Here is a 16,301-nt window from a genome sequence, read left to right as displayed (position 1 = left end):
TTTTCACTGGCATATATTATAGAATAAAATAAAAGAGGTGATATATATGTCAGATATAAAAAGTGCTTGTATAGGAGATTGTGGATGTGATAATTACGGTTGGAATTGGGAATGGATAATTATACTTATAATTCTATTCTGCTTTTTCTGCGGAGGATTTGGTAACAACTTTTTTGGTGGAGGATGCTGCAACAGATAGTGTAGCATGCTAATTAATACTTAATCTAATGACCATATGCATTTGTTGTTATAATGTATATGGTCACTTTTATTTGAATTGTACCAATGTTACATGTCTATATAAATTTCTAAATTAATCCTTGATTTTATATCCTAACAGTTGTATACTAGATTTTAAAATTACTATTAGGAGGGTTTAAATGTATAAAGTAGCACTGTTTAATAAAATTCCAAAAGAAAGTCAAAATATGCTTTCGGAAAATAAATATATTTTAGTTAACGAACAAATAAGTGAAGTTGATGGAATTGTAATGAGAAGTATGGATATACATGATATGAAATTCTCAAGACAACTAAAAGCTATTGCAAGATCCGGTGCTGGAACAAACAATATTCCAGTAGAAAGATGTGCTGAAGAGGGAATTGTAGTATTTAATTCGCCTGGAGCCAATGCGAATGCAGTTTGCGAGTTAACATTTCTTGGTTTATTAATTAGCTCAAGAAAAATTGTTGATAGCATTAATTGGACAAAGAATTTAAAACAAGATGTTGCTGTTACAGTAGAGAAAGGCAAATCACAATTTGTTGGTCCTGAAATTAAAGGTAAAACATTAGGTGTTATTGGTCTAGGAAATGTAGGGCACTTAGTAGCAAATTTAGGTGTGAAACTTGGAATGGAAGTAATAGGATATGACCCATATATTTCGGTTAAAAATGCATTGTCATTATCTTGGGATGTTCAATATTCTGATAGCTTAGATGAATTGTATAAAAGGGCAGATTACATAACAATTCATGTTCCGTTAAATGATGAAACTAGAAATTATATACATAAGGATAATATAAAATTAATGAAAGATGGAGTTAAATTACTTAATTTCGCAAGAGATGGGCTTGTTAATGATAATGATATATTGGAAGCTTTGGAATCTGGAAAGGTATCATATTTTGTTTCAGATTTGCCTAATGAAAGATTAGTTGGAGCTAAAAATGTAGTTTGCATACCACATTTGGGAGGTTCAACACCAGAAGCTGAAAATAATTGTGCTGAAATGGCAGTTAGTCAATTAACGGAATATTTAGAACATGGAAATATTAGGAATTCAGTCAACTTTCCAGAATGCACTATGGACAGATATCCTAATACTAAGAGAATTGTAGTTCTTAATAAAAATATACCAAACATGATCAGTACTCTAACATCTGTATTAGCTAAGTATAATATTAATATAATTGGTATGGTAAATAAAAGTCAAGGTAATTTTGCTTGTAATATAATTGATGTAAATGGAGAGTTTACAGAGGAACAAGTGAGAGAAATGGAAGATTTCCCTGGCATATTGAGGGTAATGCTAATAAATTAAAAGGTGGAACTTAGTGTGAAAAAGGTTTATATTTATTCAGATGGAGCCTGTAGCGGTAATCCAGGACCTGGAGGATATGCAGTAATTTTAGAGTATAATGGAACTGAACTTGAACTAAGTGGTGGAGAAGAAAATACTACTAATAATCGTATGGAACTGATGGGTGTTATAACAGGATTAGAATCACTTAAGGAGCCGTGTGACGTTACAATAGTTTCTGATTCTAAATATGTGGTAGATGCATTTAATAAAAAATGGATTGATTCATGGCAGAAAAAAAATTGGAAAAAAGCAGATGGTAAATCAGTATTAAATAAGGATTTGTGGCAGAGATTGTTGATGGTAGTAAATAAGCATAAAGTTAAGTTTGTGCATATTTTAGGTCACAATGGACATGAATACAATGAACGATGTGATAAATTAGCCGTTATGGAAAGAGATAAGTTTAAAAATTGAGGAAACATTCACTACCTCATGAATATTATGAATTAATAAATTTAATATGAGGTGATTAAATGATTAATTTTCCATATACGTGTCCAGATGAGTATACTATGATTTATACCGTACAGCCCGGGGATACTTTGAATTCTATAGCAAGACAATTCGGAATTAATTTAATTGGTCTATTAGATCTTAATCCAACTCTAAGGTTAAGAACTTTAACCGAAGGTATGCAGCTTTGTGTACCTAAAGTTCCAGAAAGACCAACATGCATCAATGGAGCTTATTATATAATAAAGGAAGGGGATAGCTTTTATAAAATTGCACAAACTTATAAGATACCCCTAAATTCTATTATTGAAGCTAATCCAAACGCAAATCCATTTGACTTAAAGGTCGGGCAAGAAATTTGTATACCTGAAATACCTTCTTTCTGTCCATTTGGATTTGTTTATACAATTGAGAATGGTACTACATTAAGTCAAATACTTATTAAGTATAATCTAAGTGTAAATGAGTTAATGGAAGCCAATCCAACTTTCAATCCAAATATTTTAGTACCAGATACTAGATTATGCATACCTCCAACTGTATATCAAGAGTGCGAATGCCCTAATAGCAGAGAATATGTTATAAAATCGGGTGACAGCTTAGCTACTGTAGCAGAAGCATATGACGTTTCAGCTTCAGAATTACTTATTGCAAATCCAAATTTAAGACCTGCGAATTTTATTATAATAGGAACTAAGGTATGCATTCCTACAGAGGAAGTATGTTAAATATTAACAAGTATTAAAGCAAAGGAGAAAATTTATGACAAGTACAAAGAGGATTGGAATTGCTTTAGAGGGTGGAGGAGCAAAAGGTGCTTATCAGTTAGGTGCATTGAAAGCTATTAAAGAGTTAGATATAAAATATGATTGTGTAGTAGGTACATCCATAGGGGCTTTAAATGCTGCTGCATATGTTCTCGAAGAATATGAAAAGTATTCAAATCTTTGGAAGGATATGAACTTTTCATTTGATATAAGCAATGAAAAATCTTCAATGGTTAAAATTCTTGATTTTGAAGAAATAAAAAATGATATAAATGAATTTGAAAAACAATATTTAGTAAGCAAGGGCATTGAAACAGATGAAATAATTCAATTATACAAAAAACACATAGATGAAGGTGAAATTCGAAAATCTAAAATAAACTTTGGTCTTTCAACATATTGTTTAACTGACAAGAAACTTTTGAATTTGTTTATAGATGAAATACCAAAAGGAATGCTTCATGAATACATTTTTGCAAGCTGTTGTTTGCCAGTGTTTTCTCCTAGGGAGATTAATGGTAAGTATTATTTAGATGGTAGTATATATAATAGATTACCCATTAATATGTTGGTGGATAAAGGGTATAAAAAAATCATAACTGTTAGGTTAAGGAGAGAATCATACGACTTTAGTCTGTACAATGAAGTTAATATAATTGATATAGCACCAGATAAATTTTTAAGTAATACATTGAAAGCAAATTCTGAAAGAATAAAATGGATGATAGACAAAGGATATGAAGATGCATATAGAATATTAAATGAAAATTTAAGTTGTTTAATATAAAAAATAAAACACAGCTGATAATTATATCAGTTGTGTTTTATTTTAAAATATCTATATAAACTTGTTATAGAACAAGCGAGGGAGCAGCATATACCCTTGTTCCGAGTTCAGAGTCTAACATATAAAGTCCTTTTGCATCAGAGCCGTATAATTCGTATTTTTTGATTAAATCTTCTGCATTTTTTTCTTCTTCACCTTGTTCCTTAATAAACCAGTCAAGAAATTGCATAGTACGAAAGTCCTTGATTTTAAAAGCTTCATCATAAATATTATGGATAGAAGCAGTTACATATTGCTCGTGTTTTAGAGATTCATCTAGTGGCGTTTTGTTATTGACAAATGATATATTCGGCGATTTTATTTCGCTTAATGTAATACTGTGTGAATTGTTTTGCAAATACTCCATAAAAATCATAGCGTGATCTCTTTCTTCTTGTGCTTGAACTTTAAACCAATTTGAAAAACCATCTAATCCTTCATTTAAGTAATAATTTGACATATCTAAATATAAATAAGCTGAATATAATTCTTTGTTAATTTGTTCATTTAATAAATTTGTTACTTTTTCATTTAACATATTATGTCTCCTTGTATTTTAATTTATATTGATATAATACCCACTAAAAAAATATTAAAACATTTTTTGAAATAGAAAATCACTTCTTTTGAAATTGAACATAAACTATATGGAGGTGATTACTATGAATTGTATGGATAATGTTGTAGTTACAGGTTATAGTCAGAATAGATATATGATAATGCTGTTAGAATTAAGGGATGAAGATAACTATGTTTGCAAAAAAATATTCAACTTTACTGATATGGAGAGAATTGCTACACATAGTATAATAAGTGAAGATAATATTGTTTATATAGTAGACTCATATAATAATAAAATTAATAAGTTTGATTTCAATTCAAATAAATATAAAGGAACTACCGTGGGTAGAGACCCAAGGCATTTATGTAAAAATGATGAAAATATTTATGTAACTAATTTTGAATCAGACAATATTTCTGTTATTGATATAGAAAATTTCACATTGACAGGTTCTATTCCAGCAGGGATAAAACCTCACGATATAAAATTATGTGAAAGTAACAATTACTTGTACATATCATGTTATGAAGAAAATCATATTATTGAATGTGATTTACAGGGCAGTATTAAGAATTATTTTAATACTGAAGGTAAGCCAATGCATTTTTTTATTGAAAATAAAAACATTATAGCTATGACATATTATACAAATGGAAATATTTATACAAAAATCAATTTTATAAATTTAATAACAGAAGAGATAGAAGACGTAATAAAAATAAAAGGTCTTGCTTCTGATATGGATTATGATATTAAAAACAACTTACTATATGTAATAAATATAGATGATAAGAGTTTATATATAATAGATACAAAAAAAAGAAATATACTTAAACGTATATTTATAGGAGGATATCCAGAGGGATTATCATTTGGAGAAAATAATATCTATGTTACTAATTCAAAAAAAAATCAAATTAGTGTCATTGATATAGCTACATTTTTTATAACTAGAAACATAGATTTAGAGTTTTCACCCGCATGTATTAAAGTTGTAAATTTATTTTAAATCAGACGTTAATGTCTTTATAATGCTGCCGAAAATTTCTTCAGGATTTGAATCCCATTTCTTACATATGTTTTTTGCTAAAATTTCAGTTGGAACATTTATACTGAGATTAAATATAACGGATTCATTTTCCATTACCTGAAGAGATACAATAAATTCATCATTTTTTTTGTAATAATGACCTAGTAACTCTCTTTGTCTTTTTAATTCTTTTTTAAAATAAGAAAAATTTGTTGCTATTTCATTTGTAAAATAGTCGGGAAGTTTTTCACCGAACATTTCTAAAGCAGCTGAACCAGCTTCAGAAATTGAATAATATTCATTGCCATTTTTTGAATTCAATTTAACAAACTTTGCATCACATAAATCAGATAAGTGTTGTTGAAGAGAAAAATAGTCCATGTAATTATTTTCTAAAATATGATTTGTTATTTCTATATTAGTCATTGGAATATTTATGTAATTCAAAATATATAAAAGCTTTAATTTATCTTGTGCAATTTTATTACCGCTTTCCATTTGAACCTCCAGTTAATTATATATACATTATTATATCAAATATTATATTATAAACAACATCTTTTTATGGTAAATTTTTATTGTATAGATTTTTATGTAATAATATTATATAATAGAAAAGACATAAAATAACTATATGATGAGGTAAATTATGAAAAATAAAATTATTTTGACTCTATTGCTAACTGCTACAATATTATCTAGTTGTTCAAATAGCAATAATGAACTTGTAACACCAGATGCTAATGATGTACAAGCAGAGGCACCAGTAGATGTGTCAAATGAAAATACAAATAATAATCAAGCAAATACAGAAAGTCAACAAAATTTAGATGTTGATCCTATTGAATCTATAGATATGTCTTTAGAGCCAAATGAAATTGGTGAAATCATGATTGTCATGTATCATGGTATAGGAGATAAAGAAAGTGATTGGCAAAGAACCCCTGAAAACTTTAGAAAAGATTTAGAATATATGTATCAAAATGGATACAGGATGATAAGCTTAAATGATTATGCAAAGGGAATTATTACTACTCAAGCAGGATATACACCTATCATATTGACATTTGATGATGGAAGACAAAACAATTTTGATATAACAGAAAAAAATGGCGAATATATAATTAATCCAGATTGTGCAATTGGCATATTAGAAGAGTTTAAGGAAAAATATCCTGACTTTGATGTTACAGCAAGCTTTTTTTTAAACTCAAGTCCTTTTGGTCAACAAGAATATATAGATTATAAATTAAAATGGCTTGTGGATAATGGATATGATATTGGTAATCATACTTATACTCACGATGAAATTGCAAATTTAAATGGTGAAGAAATCCAATCTGAAATTGGGTCTATTAATAACATACTTCACCAGTATATACCTGATTATGCAGTAGAAACATTAGCTCTCCCTCATGGTAGTAATCCAAAGGACGAATATGCTAAATATGTGCTAGATGGTTCATATGAAGAAAAAAGCTATAAAAATATTGCTGTGTTAGATGTAGGTTGGAGACCTGCATATTCACCATTTGACACATGCACAGATTTTAGTAGCCTTTATAGAGTTACAGGAAGTGAAATGAACGTGCAAAACTGCGGAATATATGATTATTTTAAGCAGTTTGAAGAAAATAAAAGAGAAAAATTTGTTAGTGATGGAAATCCAAACGTAGTAACAATTCCTAAAAAATATGAAGAATATATAGATATGGATATTGTAGGAGACAGAATATTAAATATATTTGAATAGCAAATTAAGCGATTAAAAATAACAAAAAACTAATAAAATATAATTGATAATAGAATAATTTAAGGGGTGTTGCTTATTGAATTCATCATCATTGATTGCCATATATATGCCGATATTTATAATATTATTTATAGTTATACCGCAACAACGTGAAGTACAAAGATTTGTCATTATCAAAAATAGTAACAAAAAGAGAGGAATTGTTATGACTAATGAAATAGTAAATAAATATATAGGAAAAAATTGCAAAATATCTACAGGTTCTTATGGTACAACTGTAGTAGGAAAAATAGTTAATGTAATTGAAAATTGGATTGAAGTTGAAACTAAAAAGGGTATAGAACTTGTAAATGCAGAGTTTATACAAAGTATTAAAATTAAGCAATGGTTTCAATAAAATGTTTGTATTATAATTTATTAATAAATTAGTGTTGCTAGATTCTATATATTAAAATACGAGGGGAATAAATGAAAGAAATTAGAAATCCAGTTATAAAATTAAAAGAAGAGTTAATGCAAGAGGACTATGACGATATAAATAATCTTAAAGAAATTTGCATTAATACGGATAATATATCGTTAAAACTAGAGATAGATTATAAAATAAACAGACAAAAAAAGAAAAATGGAAATATAGACAATATTAATGAATTTATGTTTTATGATGGTGATATTCTTGTTGGTTACATTGGGATATGTGATTTTGGAGGAGATGCTTTAGAGGTAAATGGAATGGTTCATCCTGACTATAGAAGGAATGGTGTTTTTACAAAATTATTTTATTTAGTTAATGATGAATGGAATAAAAGAAATAAAAAGAGTGTACTTTTGTTAAGTGACAGTAATTCAATTGATGGGATTAATTTTATAAGAAACACATGTGATATATATGACCATTCCGAATATGAAATGTTTCTAAAGAAAGATTTTGTTCAAAAACAAATACTTGGTGATGTAGAATTGAGAAATGCTACAATTCATGATTCTAAAAAAATTGCATGGCAAAATTCTATATATTTTGGTATTGAGTATAATGGTGAAAGTTTTCCTATGCCAGAGATAGGAGAACAATCATATATTTATATGGCAATATTAAATGATGTAATTATAGGAAAGGTTCATGTAGAAATAAATAACGGAGTAGGTGGTATTTATGGTCTAGGTGTACTGCCAGAGTATCGTAGTAAAGGATATGGGAGACGAATTTTACTAATGGCAATAGAAAAGTTGAAAGAAAAAGATTCTAAGGAAATAATGCTTCAAGTAGAGATAAAAAATAAAAATGCATTAAATCTTTACAAATCATGTGGCTTTGAAGAGACAAGTATAATGGATTATTATAGAGTGACATTATAATTATAATTAATATAGAAAACCCTATTCAAAATTATGTTAGTATTGAATAGGGTTTGTTGTTTAAGGATTATTATATAAGATAATAGTCCTTAAAAAAACTAAATGAATTTATTATTTAACAGTATACATGCCATTGCTTTCCATATATTTGAATATGGATTCGCCATGTTGCTGTTCTTCTTTTTGAATATGATTGAGGACACTTCGAACTTGTGGGTTGCTAAATTCAAATATTGCTGTATCATATGCATTAGAAACATATTTTTCTGTCATAAGTAAATCAGAGCACATATCTTTGTCAGAACGATTACTCATTAACGAACCATTCTGAGAACTATTGCTGCTGGATTGTTGGAACTGAGACATAGTTGATTTCATTTGACCAGATTGCTTTGATTGCATGCTTTGCTGGCTAGATTGATTAGATTGCATACTTTGTTGATTTGATTGTTGCTGGTTGTTCATTGATGGAATTTGACCATTAAGCAGTTGATTAATAGAGTTCAAATGTTCTTGTTCCTGTTTCGCATTGTTTTGTAATATTGTTTTTAATTGTGGGCAAGACGCTTGATTAGCATAATTTGTATATTTTTGGATACAAAGTTGCTCATGGCTTTTTTGATCTTCAAGCAAAAACTTTTCTTTTGTAGATAAATTTAAATTCATTTAAAACACCTCCAATACTATTATTTTCAAATATAAATAAAATATCCTATAAAAATATTAAAACTAAATCTTTAATTTAATTTGAATCAATGATAAAATATTTATTAGAATTTATTTTTTTATCAATGGAGGACAACGTATGCCAGCTACTTATGCTCATTACATATTTGGTGAACAAATTATGAATCTACTAGAAGGTGATATCAAAAGAATTGTTTCAGAAAATTTAAATTTATTTCATATTGGTTTACATGGACCAGATATTTTGTTTTATTACAAACCGTTAGGATCAAATCATATAAATAAACTAGGACATCAACTTCATAGCCTTTCAGCAAGAATATTTTTTGAAAATGCAAAAAAAATTATAAATGATTGTACTGACAGAGATAAGGCATGTTCTTATATAATAGGTTACATTTGTCACTTTATGCTGGATAGCGAATGTCATCCATGCGTAAGAGAAAATGAATCGGATAAGCTTACTCATAGTGAAATAGAAACAGAATTTGAAAGAATGTTGATGGAAATAAATAATTTAAACCCTCTTTCATTTAAATCTACATCACATATTATTCCGACTTTAGATACTTCTGAATGCATTTCTTGGTTTTATGAAGAGATATCGGCAAAGGAAGTGTTATCATCACTTAAGTCAATGAAATTTTATTTGAATTTGTTGGTCACTCCAAGTCATGTAAAGAGGTGGATTATTATTTCAGCTCTGAAAGTATCAGGTAACTATGATGGTATGATTGGATTAATTATGAACTATAAAAAAAGTTTAGAATTCATTCAAATAAATAAAAGTTTATATGACTTGTATTTAAATGCAGTTACACCAACTATTGCTTTGATTAATGAATTTTATAATGGACTTAAAAACAATAAACCAATTAATGAAAGATTTTATAGAAATTTTGGTTAAAATTAAAGTACTATAATATTATTAGAAAGCAGGAATAATCTATGAATGAATCTAAAATTAAACTAACAAAGCTTGAAAAATACTGGATTTTATATGATGTTGGCAATTCAGCGTTTATTTTATTAGTATCTACTATTATTCCAATTTATTTTAAAAATATTGCTATGTCTAATGGAATATCTGCTGCAAATTCTACAGCATATTGGAGTTATGCCATATCAATTTCTACGTTGGTAGTTGCCATATTAGGACCTATATTAGGGACATTAGCAGATACAAAGGGATATAAGAAGCCATTATTTATTTTATTTTTAATGCTAGGTGTTTTAGGATGTGCTGCATTGTCTCTTCCGTTTTCGTGGATCGCTTTTCTTACAGTTTTTGTTTTTGCAAAAGTAGGTATATCTGGAAGTTTTATATTTTATGATTCAATGCTATCGGATATAACAACTGATGATAAAATGGATTATCTTTCGTCTCTAGGATATGCTTGGGGATATATAGGAAGTTGTATTCCATTCACTATAAGTTTAATTCTAATATTATTTGCAGATAAGTTAAATATATCAACTACATTTGCTACAAGTATTGCTTTTATATTGAATTCAGCATGGTGGTTCATTATAACTATTCCTTTACTAAGAAATTATAATCAAATTCATTATATTGAAGTTAAAAAGCATGCCATGATGAAAGCTTTTAAAAGGTTATGGGATGTTTTTAAGGACATAAAGAATCAAAAAGAGATATTTACTTATTTATTGGCATTCTTTTTTTACATTGATGGGGTTTATACTATTATAGAAATGGCTACTTCATACGGAAAGGATGTTGGCATTGGAGATAATGATTTGCTATTAGCGTTGCTTTTAACACAAGTAGTTGCTTTTCCATTTGCAATTATTTTTGGTAGATTATCAAAGAAGTTCAAAACTAAAAATTTAATTAATGTTTGTATTATTGGATATTTTCTAATTGCCTTATTTGCACTTCAACTTGATAAAACATGGGAATTCTGGTTTTTAGCTGTATGTGTTGCTATTTTTCAAGGAGGGATTCAAGCTTTTTCACGTTCTTATTTTGCTAAAATTATTCCAAAAGAAAAATCTAGTGAATACTTTGGGCTTTATGACATTTTTGGAAAGGGAGCATCTTTTATAGGAGCATTGTTAATGGGAATATCTACTCAAATTAGTGGAAATTCAAAAACAGGGGTTGCCTTTATTGGTGTCATGTTTATTATAGGTTTCATTGTTTTCCAAAGGGCTGTGAAAATAGGTAGTACAAAAAACTAAAATGAGGAAAACATTTATATAGCTGGAGAGGATAAATTTGTTGATATTAAGGGAATAGTTTATTAAATATTACCTTGCAATATAATTTTATAAGTGGTATAACAATATATGTGAAAATAAATGGTGAGTGTAACCATTATTTTCAATTATATAATATCTATTATAAAATTGAAGGAGGTAGAAATGAGATTACTATTTTATGTATTAATTAAGACGGAAAAATTAGATGATATTTTATCTGAATTTGCGCGTAAGAATATTAGTGGTGCAACTGTTTTAGAAAGCATGGGTATGGCACGATTGTTAAGCCATAAACATGGAGAGGAAGATATTCCGTTTTTAGGCTCATTAAGAAAATTCTTGAATCCTGAAAGGGAAAAGGGAAATTTAATATTTGCAGTTATAGAAGATGACCAGTTAGATGAAGCAGTAAATATTATTGAAAGTGTAGTAGGCGATTTATCAACAAAGGATAATGGTGTTGTTTTTAGCTTACCTATTGATTATTCAAAGGGGATTAATAAAGGTGGAAAGTAAAATACTATTTGATGTTGCAATACTATTATTTTCTGGTATTATATTTGGAAGACTGGTTGAGTATATTAAACTTCCAAATGTTACAGGATATCTTATAGCTGGTCTTTTGCTAGGGCCATCGGTTTTTAATATTATACCAATGGATATGGTAAATAATTTTGCTGTAATTTCTGATATGGCATTAGGGTTTATTGCTTTTTCTATAGGAAGTGAATTTAATCTTTCTTATTTTAAAAGGGTAGGGATAGCACCTATCGGAATAGCTATTATGGAATCATTTGGAGCAATTATACTTGTTACATCAACTTTAATTATTATAGGATTCGATTTAAAGCTATCTATTATGCTAGGTGCCATAGCAGCTGCAACTGCACCTGCTCAAACTATAATGGTCATAAATCAATATAAGGCAAAGGGTTCTTTAACTTCTATGCTTATGAGCGTTGTAGCAATTGATGATGCTACCGCACTTATTGGATTTGGATTTGCATCAACAATAGTTAAAATGATGTCTTCTTCTCTTGATACTAATCTTTTCTTATCCATATTAAATCCTATTTATGAAATAATAATATCGTTTGTTTTAGGCGCTGTTGCAAGTATTATTATGAAACTAATGTTTAAATGGTTTAAAAAGTCGTCAAATAGACTTTGTATTATTATAGCTTTTATTTTAATAATCTATTGGTCTTCTAGTAAGTTGCATGGTTCACCATTGTTAGCATGTATGTCTTTGGGAGGTATGTTAGTAAATATTTTCAAAGATATTGATAGTATTGTAGAAATAACTGATTCATTTAGCCCGCCTATATTTATGATATTCTTTGTTATATCCGGAGCAGGCTTTCAAATTTCAGCGCTTCAAGGAATTGGTCTAATAGGATTAGTATATGTTGTAATGCGTGTTATAGGAAAATGGGCTGGTGCTTGGGCAGGCGGAAAATTAACTAAACAAGAAGATAAAATTTGTAAATATTTAGGACCCACTCTTATGCCACAGGCAGGAGTAGCATTAGGGTTAATTGTTGCAGCAGGAAATGTTGTTCCTGATTATGCACCACAAATCAGAGTTGTTATTTTATGTTCTACATTTATTTATTCAATAATTGGGCCTGTAGCCGCTAAAATAGCACTTGTTAAATCTGGAGAAATCATAATATAATAATTATGTTTATACGTCAAAGTATGTAATAATAAGCAATGGAACATCTATGATAACAATTAATCTTTAATCATAGATGTTTTTATTTGGTTAATTGAAAATTAACGGGGTATATATAATTATATTATAAAGAAATAAAATCTGAATATGAAAGGAGTAGTTATGAGGAGATGTTTTTTAGTTATTAGTATTATAATTTTGCTTGTTACAAGTTGCACTCAAAAAAATAATAATATTACATTTGTGGGTATAATTGAAAATGTAACAGAAAATGATATTATGGTTAAAACTAATGATGATGTAGGTTTTGATAAAGCAAGTGTCCGTTATGATAAGAATTTAGAAATTAAATTTGTTCCAGAAGTAGGACAAAAAGTGAAAGTTGAAATATATCCTGAAATTAGAGAAAGTTATCCTGTTCAGGTCACAGGAATTAATATTGAATTGGTGAATGATGAGATGAATAACAAAACTGAATATAAAAAAATTAGTTCGGAAGAAGCAAAAGAAATAATTGATAGTGAAGATACTGTTGTTTTAGATGTTCGTACACAGGACGAATATGACAGTGGTCATATTGAACAAGCGGTACTATTACCTGTTACAGAAATAGAAAAAAGGGCTTTTGATGTTCTTACGAATAAAGATGAAAAAATACTAGTTTATTGCAGAAGTGGTAATAGAAGTGCAACTGCATCTAAGTTACTTATTGAGATGGGATATACAAATGTATATGACTTCGGTGGCATAATCGATTGGCCTTATGAAATTGTTAAATAGAAATTAACATACAAAACTCTGCCTACTCAATATTAGGCTTTATCATATGAAAATGCTTACAACTAATACATGCTTGATTAATTTCATTTCCAAAATTTCTTCCATTTAAATATTTAAGGTTGTATACACTTATTTAATATGCTATGATTTTATATATTTATGAAACTGCATGTTCGCATATTAGATAGAGGGGTGATGGAATGATTTCAAAGATAACAGTTTTATATGGTTTAATTGGTATTATTTTAGGTTATACAATTCCTTATTTGTCATTTAGAATAATGGAGTATAAGAAGGGTAAAGGTAATGTAAATAGCAGTAAAATAGCTTTGTATTCGAAAATATTTAAAGTATTTTTGAGTTTATCAAGTTGTGGAGTTTGGATGTTTATAGCACTTAATGTTAACGATTTGTTTGTAGGACTGTTAATAGGTATACTAATTATTTTAGGGTTAATAATAATCTTTATTGATATTCAAATACGTATTATACCCAATGAACTTGTTATTGCTCTTGCAGTAGTAGGCATAATATTTCAGCTTTACAGTTATGGTTTGTTGTCTATGATGATAGCTATTGTATGTATGGTTGTAATGATGGGTGTATTTACTTCTGCAGCTGGTTTCGTAGGTTTTGGAAAAGTTGGAGCTGGAGATGTAAAGCTTTCAGGAGCTATGGGTTTAGCGCTTGGTTACCCGTTAGTTATAACTGCTGTAGAAATTATGGCTATTGTGCTTTTAGTTTATATTACAATTGGTTTTGTAATAAAAAAAATATTTTTATCAACAATGCTACCTCTTGCACCTTTTATGATATCAGGGTTCATATTTGCTCTAATAACATTATTATTCTAATTTGAGTTAATAATATATTAATATATATTATTATACAAAATTGCAATAAAAACTTCTTGACATGATAAAATTTACATGGTACGATGTTTATAACTTAATAGGCAAAGTTTTCTAAAGAAAATGACGCAAAGCTATAGGGTCTAAGCCAGTTATGGTATGATAGCCAGTTGCTGTACTTAATTGTACATTTACGTGAAGTTAACTTTGCTGTTTATTTATATACAGCAAAGTTTTTTGATTTTATAGGAAAAAGATAATTAGTTAATCTTTTTCTATATTATTATTTGTTTTTCACTGGTTCTGATACATAATTTGGGTTTAAAATTTTTAAAAAAATCTAAAACCTGGAGGAAACAAATGAAAAAATTTATGAATTGGTTAAAAAATGAAGAAAGTGGACAGGGAATGGTTGAGTATGGTTTGATACTAGCACTTATAGCAGTAGTTGTTATTGGTGCTCTAACATTGCTAGGTGGTAATGTTAAGGGTATATTTAATAATGCTGCAAGTAAACTTACAACAACTCCTTAGAAGCTAAATAAAAAAAGCGCCGGCTCTTTCGTTACGTTCGAGTTCGGTGCTTTTTGCAAATATGGTGGTGCTAAAATGTTTATAAAAAAAGAAGATGGTCAAGCAATGGTTGAATTTGCATTAGTGCTACCTATATTAATATTTCTGATTGCTGGTATAATTGACTTTGGATGGATTTTTGGTAACCAGATATTAGCTGATAATGCATGTAGAGAAGCTGCTAGGTACAATGCAATTCACTATAATATTGATAAAATGACTATTGTTAATGCTACAATTAAAGCAGAGGAAATAATTAATAATAGGGCTCCAACGTTAAAAAGTAATAATGTTAATGTTAGTAAATCAAATGAAAGTATAACCGTTTACTTAGAGTCTGATATATTTGTGATTACACCATTTCTATCTGCTATTGTAGGAGATACATTCACTCTCGAATCAACATGCATCATGAAACTTGAATATTAGGAGATAACAATGAAAAAAGTAAAGATTTTAGCATTAATTTCAGCGATAATTGTTGCTGTTTTATTATATAATTTTTTAACTTCAATAAGTAAACCTGTTAATGTGGAAGTAACAAAGACTGCTGTGATAATTGCATCAATAGACATTATTCCTAATACAATAATTACAGAAGACATGTTAAAAACTATTGATTTACCAGTAGAGGCAGTACATGCTGATGCTATTGATGAAACAAATCTTGCTATAGGAAAGGTATCTAGTTCTGAAATTATGATTGGAGAGCAAATTTTGTCAACTAAATTGATTTCAGTAGACGGGGACAGTGGTAATGGAACCTTAGCATATGAAATAAAGAAGGGAACACGTGCTATAACAATTGGTGTAGGAAATTTATCAGGATTATCAGGCATGATTAAGCCTAAAAATACTGTTGATGTAATAGCACAATTTGAAAAAGTAGATTCACAAGCTGAAGGTGATGATAAAACTAAGTATTATACAACTATGTTAGCTGAAAATATAACAGTTCTTGCAGTTGATAACGTATTATCCCAAGATGGCAAAACACTAAATGAGGATGGTGTAGCATATACTTCTGTTACGTTGCAGGTAACGCCTATGCAAGCCATGAAAATTAGTTTGTCAGAATACAAAGGGCAGCTAAGATTAATTTTAAGATCTCCTCTAGATGATGGTATTACTTCTCTGCCAAGTATACTTTACGACGATATAATAATTAATTAAAGG

General features: G+C 28.7%; 21 protein-coding genes and 1 riboswitch. Of the genes, 18 read left to right on the top strand and 3 right to left on the bottom strand.

All coding sequences use genetic code 11. The features are described 5' to 3' along the window. Nucleotides 1-46: 46 nt before the first annotated feature. From J2Z76_RS03370 to J2Z76_RS03350, 5 genes are all read left to right on the top strand, one after another. On the top strand, nt 47-199 hold the full coding sequence (locus tag J2Z76_RS03370; RefSeq protein WP_209510595.1) for a hypothetical protein: 153 nt from the start codon (nt 47-49) through the stop codon (nt 197-199). A gap of 181 nt (nt 200-380) precedes the next feature. Next, complete coding sequence (locus tag J2Z76_RS03365) at nt 381-1,544, top strand: 3-phosphoglycerate dehydrogenase family protein (RefSeq protein WP_209510594.1); 1,164 nt, start codon at nt 381-383, stop codon at nt 1,542-1,544. A gap of 15 nt (nt 1,545-1,559) precedes the next feature. Then, nucleotides 1,560-2,000 (top strand): ribonuclease HI, encoded by a 441-nt coding sequence (gene rnhA / locus J2Z76_RS03360; RefSeq protein WP_209510593.1) that lies wholly within the window; start codon nt 1,560-1,562, stop codon nt 1,998-2,000. A gap of 59 nt (nt 2,001-2,059) precedes the next feature. Beyond that, entirely contained in the window at nt 2,060-2,767 is a 708-nt protein-coding gene (locus J2Z76_RS03355; RefSeq protein ID WP_209510592.1) for a LysM peptidoglycan-binding domain-containing protein, read from the top strand. A 34-nt stretch (nt 2,768-2,801) separates the two neighbouring features. Continuing rightward, complete coding sequence (locus J2Z76_RS03350; RefSeq protein WP_209510591.1) at nt 2,802-3,593, top strand: patatin-like phospholipase family protein; 792 nt, start codon at nt 2,802-2,804, stop codon at nt 3,591-3,593. Between the two features lie 64 nt (nt 3,594-3,657). Here J2Z76_RS03350 and J2Z76_RS03345 read toward each other — a convergent pair whose 3' ends face one another. Then, nucleotides 3,658-4,170, bottom strand: a complete 513-nt coding sequence (locus J2Z76_RS03345; RefSeq protein ID WP_209510590.1) for a ferritin — start codon at nt 4,168-4,170, stop codon at nt 3,658-3,660. A 124-nt stretch (nt 4,171-4,294) separates the two neighbouring features. Here J2Z76_RS03345 and J2Z76_RS03340 point away from each other — a divergent pair, with 124 nt between their 5' ends. Beyond that, the gene (locus tag J2Z76_RS03340; protein WP_209510589.1) at nt 4,295-5,203 is read left to right on the top strand and encodes a YncE family protein; all 909 of its coding nucleotides are present in this window, start codon (nt 4,295-4,297) and stop codon (nt 5,201-5,203) included. Here the strand turns inward: J2Z76_RS03340 and J2Z76_RS03335 are convergent. After that, nucleotides 5,195-5,722: a DUF4364 family protein gene (locus tag J2Z76_RS03335; RefSeq protein ID WP_209510588.1), complete on the bottom strand. Its 528-nt coding sequence runs from the start codon at nt 5,720-5,722 to the stop codon at nt 5,195-5,197. The genes J2Z76_RS03340 and J2Z76_RS03335 overlap by 9 nt on opposite strands. 151 nt (nt 5,723-5,873) lie before the next feature. Here J2Z76_RS03335 and J2Z76_RS03330 point away from each other — a divergent pair, with 151 nt between their 5' ends. The 3 genes from J2Z76_RS03330 to J2Z76_RS03320 all read left to right on the top strand — a co-directional run bounded on the left by J2Z76_RS03330 (nt 5,874) and on the right by J2Z76_RS03320 (nt 8,333). Beyond that, nucleotides 5,874-6,977: a polysaccharide deacetylase family protein gene (locus tag J2Z76_RS03330; RefSeq protein ID WP_209510587.1), complete on the top strand. Its 1,104-nt coding sequence runs from the start codon at nt 5,874-5,876 to the stop codon at nt 6,975-6,977. Nucleotides 6,978-7,182: 205 nt separating this feature from the next. Next, nucleotides 7,183-7,374: a DUF6897 domain-containing protein gene (locus J2Z76_RS03325; protein ID WP_209510586.1), complete on the top strand. Its 192-nt coding sequence runs from the start codon at nt 7,183-7,185 to the stop codon at nt 7,372-7,374. 71 nt (nt 7,375-7,445) lie between these two features. Further along, nucleotides 7,446-8,333 (top strand): GNAT family N-acetyltransferase, encoded by an 888-nt coding sequence (locus J2Z76_RS03320; RefSeq protein ID WP_209510585.1) that lies wholly within the window; start codon nt 7,446-7,448, stop codon nt 8,331-8,333. 111 nt (nt 8,334-8,444) lie between these two features. On the opposite strand, the gene J2Z76_RS03315 is transcribed toward J2Z76_RS03320, so the two are convergent. After that, nucleotides 8,445-8,999 (bottom strand): spore coat protein, encoded by a 555-nt coding sequence (locus tag J2Z76_RS03315; protein WP_209510584.1) that lies wholly within the window; start codon nt 8,997-8,999, stop codon nt 8,445-8,447. 139 nt (nt 9,000-9,138) lie between these two features. Between J2Z76_RS03315 and J2Z76_RS03310 the strand changes: the two genes are divergently transcribed. The 9 genes from J2Z76_RS03310 (at nt 9,139) to cpaB (ending at nt 16,298) form a co-directional block, all read left to right on the top strand. Next, on the top strand, nt 9,139-9,927 hold the full coding sequence (locus J2Z76_RS03310) for a zinc dependent phospholipase C family protein (protein WP_209510583.1): 789 nt from the start codon (nt 9,139-9,141) through the stop codon (nt 9,925-9,927). A 41-nt stretch (nt 9,928-9,968) separates the two neighbouring features. Further along, a complete protein-coding gene (locus tag J2Z76_RS03305; protein WP_209510582.1) occupies nt 9,969-11,222 on the top strand; it encodes an MFS transporter in 1,254 nt (417 codons plus the stop codon). Nucleotides 11,223-11,405: 183 nt separating this feature from the next. Then, nucleotides 11,406-11,759: a P-II family nitrogen regulator gene (locus J2Z76_RS03300; RefSeq protein WP_209510581.1), complete on the top strand. Its 354-nt coding sequence runs from the start codon at nt 11,406-11,408 to the stop codon at nt 11,757-11,759. Beyond that, on the top strand, nt 11,749-12,921 hold the full coding sequence (locus J2Z76_RS03295) for a cation:proton antiporter (protein ID WP_209510580.1): 1,173 nt from the start codon (nt 11,749-11,751) through the stop codon (nt 12,919-12,921). Before J2Z76_RS03300 ends, J2Z76_RS03295 begins: the two co-directional genes overlap by 11 nt. Before the next feature lie 162 nt (nt 12,922-13,083). Continuing rightward, nucleotides 13,084-13,701, top strand: coding sequence for a rhodanese-like domain-containing protein (locus J2Z76_RS16570; RefSeq protein WP_245210309.1), 618 nt, complete (start codon nt 13,084-13,086; stop codon nt 13,699-13,701). A gap of 200 nt (nt 13,702-13,901) precedes the next feature. Further along, nucleotides 13,902-14,555, top strand: a complete 654-nt coding sequence (locus tag J2Z76_RS03285) for a prepilin peptidase (RefSeq protein ID WP_209510579.1) — start codon at nt 13,902-13,904, stop codon at nt 14,553-14,555. A 90-nt stretch (nt 14,556-14,645) separates the two neighbouring features. Continuing rightward, a riboswitch (cyclic di-GMP riboswitch) is annotated at nt 14,646-14,730 on the top strand. Nucleotides 14,731-14,912: 182 nt separating this feature from the next. After that, nucleotides 14,913-15,086: a Flp family type IVb pilin gene (locus J2Z76_RS03280; RefSeq protein WP_209510578.1), complete on the top strand. Its 174-nt coding sequence runs from the start codon at nt 14,913-14,915 to the stop codon at nt 15,084-15,086. Between the two features lie 75 nt (nt 15,087-15,161). Next, nucleotides 15,162-15,554: a TadE/TadG family type IV pilus assembly protein gene (locus J2Z76_RS03275; protein WP_209510577.1), complete on the top strand. Its 393-nt coding sequence runs from the start codon at nt 15,162-15,164 to the stop codon at nt 15,552-15,554. A 9-nt stretch (nt 15,555-15,563) separates the two neighbouring features. Continuing rightward, complete coding sequence (gene cpaB, locus J2Z76_RS03270) at nt 15,564-16,298, top strand: Flp pilus assembly protein CpaB (RefSeq protein WP_209510576.1); 735 nt, start codon at nt 15,564-15,566, stop codon at nt 16,296-16,298. The last annotated feature ends 3 nt before the right edge of the window (nt 16,299-16,301 follow it).

This window comes from Sedimentibacter acidaminivorans, from assembly GCF_017873955.1.
GTDB lineage: Bacteria > Bacillota > Clostridia > Tissierellales > Sedimentibacteraceae > Sedimentibacter > Sedimentibacter acidaminivorans.
This window is presented reverse-complemented; position numbering and strand designations above follow the sequence as displayed.

What these genes read in the sequence shown, in the direction of transcription:
- J2Z76_RS03340 (WP_209510589.1), top strand. Translation starts at nt 4,295, where the DNA reads ATGAATTGTATGGATAATGTTGTAGTTACAGGTTATAGTCAGAATAGA.
- J2Z76_RS03325 (WP_209510586.1), top strand. Translation starts at nt 7,183, where the DNA reads ATGACTAATGAAATAGTAAATAAATATATAGGAAAAAATTGCAAAATA.
- J2Z76_RS03315 (WP_209510584.1), bottom strand. Translation starts at nt 8,999, where the DNA reads ATGAATTTAAATTTATCTACAAAAGAAAAGTTTTTGCTTGAAGATCAA.
- J2Z76_RS16570 (WP_245210309.1), top strand. Translation starts at nt 13,084, where the DNA reads ATGAGGAGATGTTTTTTAGTTATTAGTATTATAATTTTGCTTGTTACA.
- J2Z76_RS03365 (WP_209510594.1), top strand. Translation starts at nt 381, where the DNA reads ATGTATAAAGTAGCACTGTTTAATAAAATTCCAAAAGAAAGTCAAAAT.
- J2Z76_RS03330 (WP_209510587.1), top strand. Translation starts at nt 5,874, where the DNA reads ATGAAAAATAAAATTATTTTGACTCTATTGCTAACTGCTACAATATTA.
- J2Z76_RS03310 (WP_209510583.1), top strand. Translation starts at nt 9,139, where the DNA reads ATGCCAGCTACTTATGCTCATTACATATTTGGTGAACAAATTATGAAT.
- J2Z76_RS03300 (WP_209510581.1), top strand. Translation starts at nt 11,406, where the DNA reads ATGAGATTACTATTTTATGTATTAATTAAGACGGAAAAATTAGATGAT.
- J2Z76_RS03355 (WP_209510592.1), top strand. Translation starts at nt 2,060, where the DNA reads ATGATTAATTTTCCATATACGTGTCCAGATGAGTATACTATGATTTAT.
- J2Z76_RS03320 (WP_209510585.1), top strand. Translation starts at nt 7,446, where the DNA reads ATGAAAGAAATTAGAAATCCAGTTATAAAATTAAAAGAAGAGTTAATG.
- J2Z76_RS03280 (WP_209510578.1), top strand. Translation starts at nt 14,913, where the DNA reads ATGAAAAAATTTATGAATTGGTTAAAAAATGAAGAAAGTGGACAGGGA.
- J2Z76_RS03305 (WP_209510582.1), top strand. Translation starts at nt 9,969, where the DNA reads ATGAATGAATCTAAAATTAAACTAACAAAGCTTGAAAAATACTGGATT.
- J2Z76_RS03335 (WP_209510588.1), bottom strand. Translation starts at nt 5,722, where the DNA reads ATGGAAAGCGGTAATAAAATTGCACAAGATAAATTAAAGCTTTTATAT.
- J2Z76_RS03345 (WP_209510590.1), bottom strand. Translation starts at nt 4,170, where the DNA reads ATGTTAAATGAAAAAGTAACAAATTTATTAAATGAACAAATTAACAAA.
- J2Z76_RS03285 (WP_209510579.1), top strand. Translation starts at nt 13,902, where the DNA reads ATGATTTCAAAGATAACAGTTTTATATGGTTTAATTGGTATTATTTTA.
- cpaB (WP_209510576.1), top strand. Translation starts at nt 15,564, where the DNA reads ATGAAAAAAGTAAAGATTTTAGCATTAATTTCAGCGATAATTGTTGCT.
- J2Z76_RS03275 (WP_209510577.1), top strand. Translation starts at nt 15,162, where the DNA reads ATGTTTATAAAAAAAGAAGATGGTCAAGCAATGGTTGAATTTGCATTA.
- J2Z76_RS03350 (WP_209510591.1), top strand. Translation starts at nt 2,802, where the DNA reads ATGACAAGTACAAAGAGGATTGGAATTGCTTTAGAGGGTGGAGGAGCA.
- J2Z76_RS03370 (WP_209510595.1), top strand. Translation starts at nt 47, where the DNA reads ATGTCAGATATAAAAAGTGCTTGTATAGGAGATTGTGGATGTGATAAT.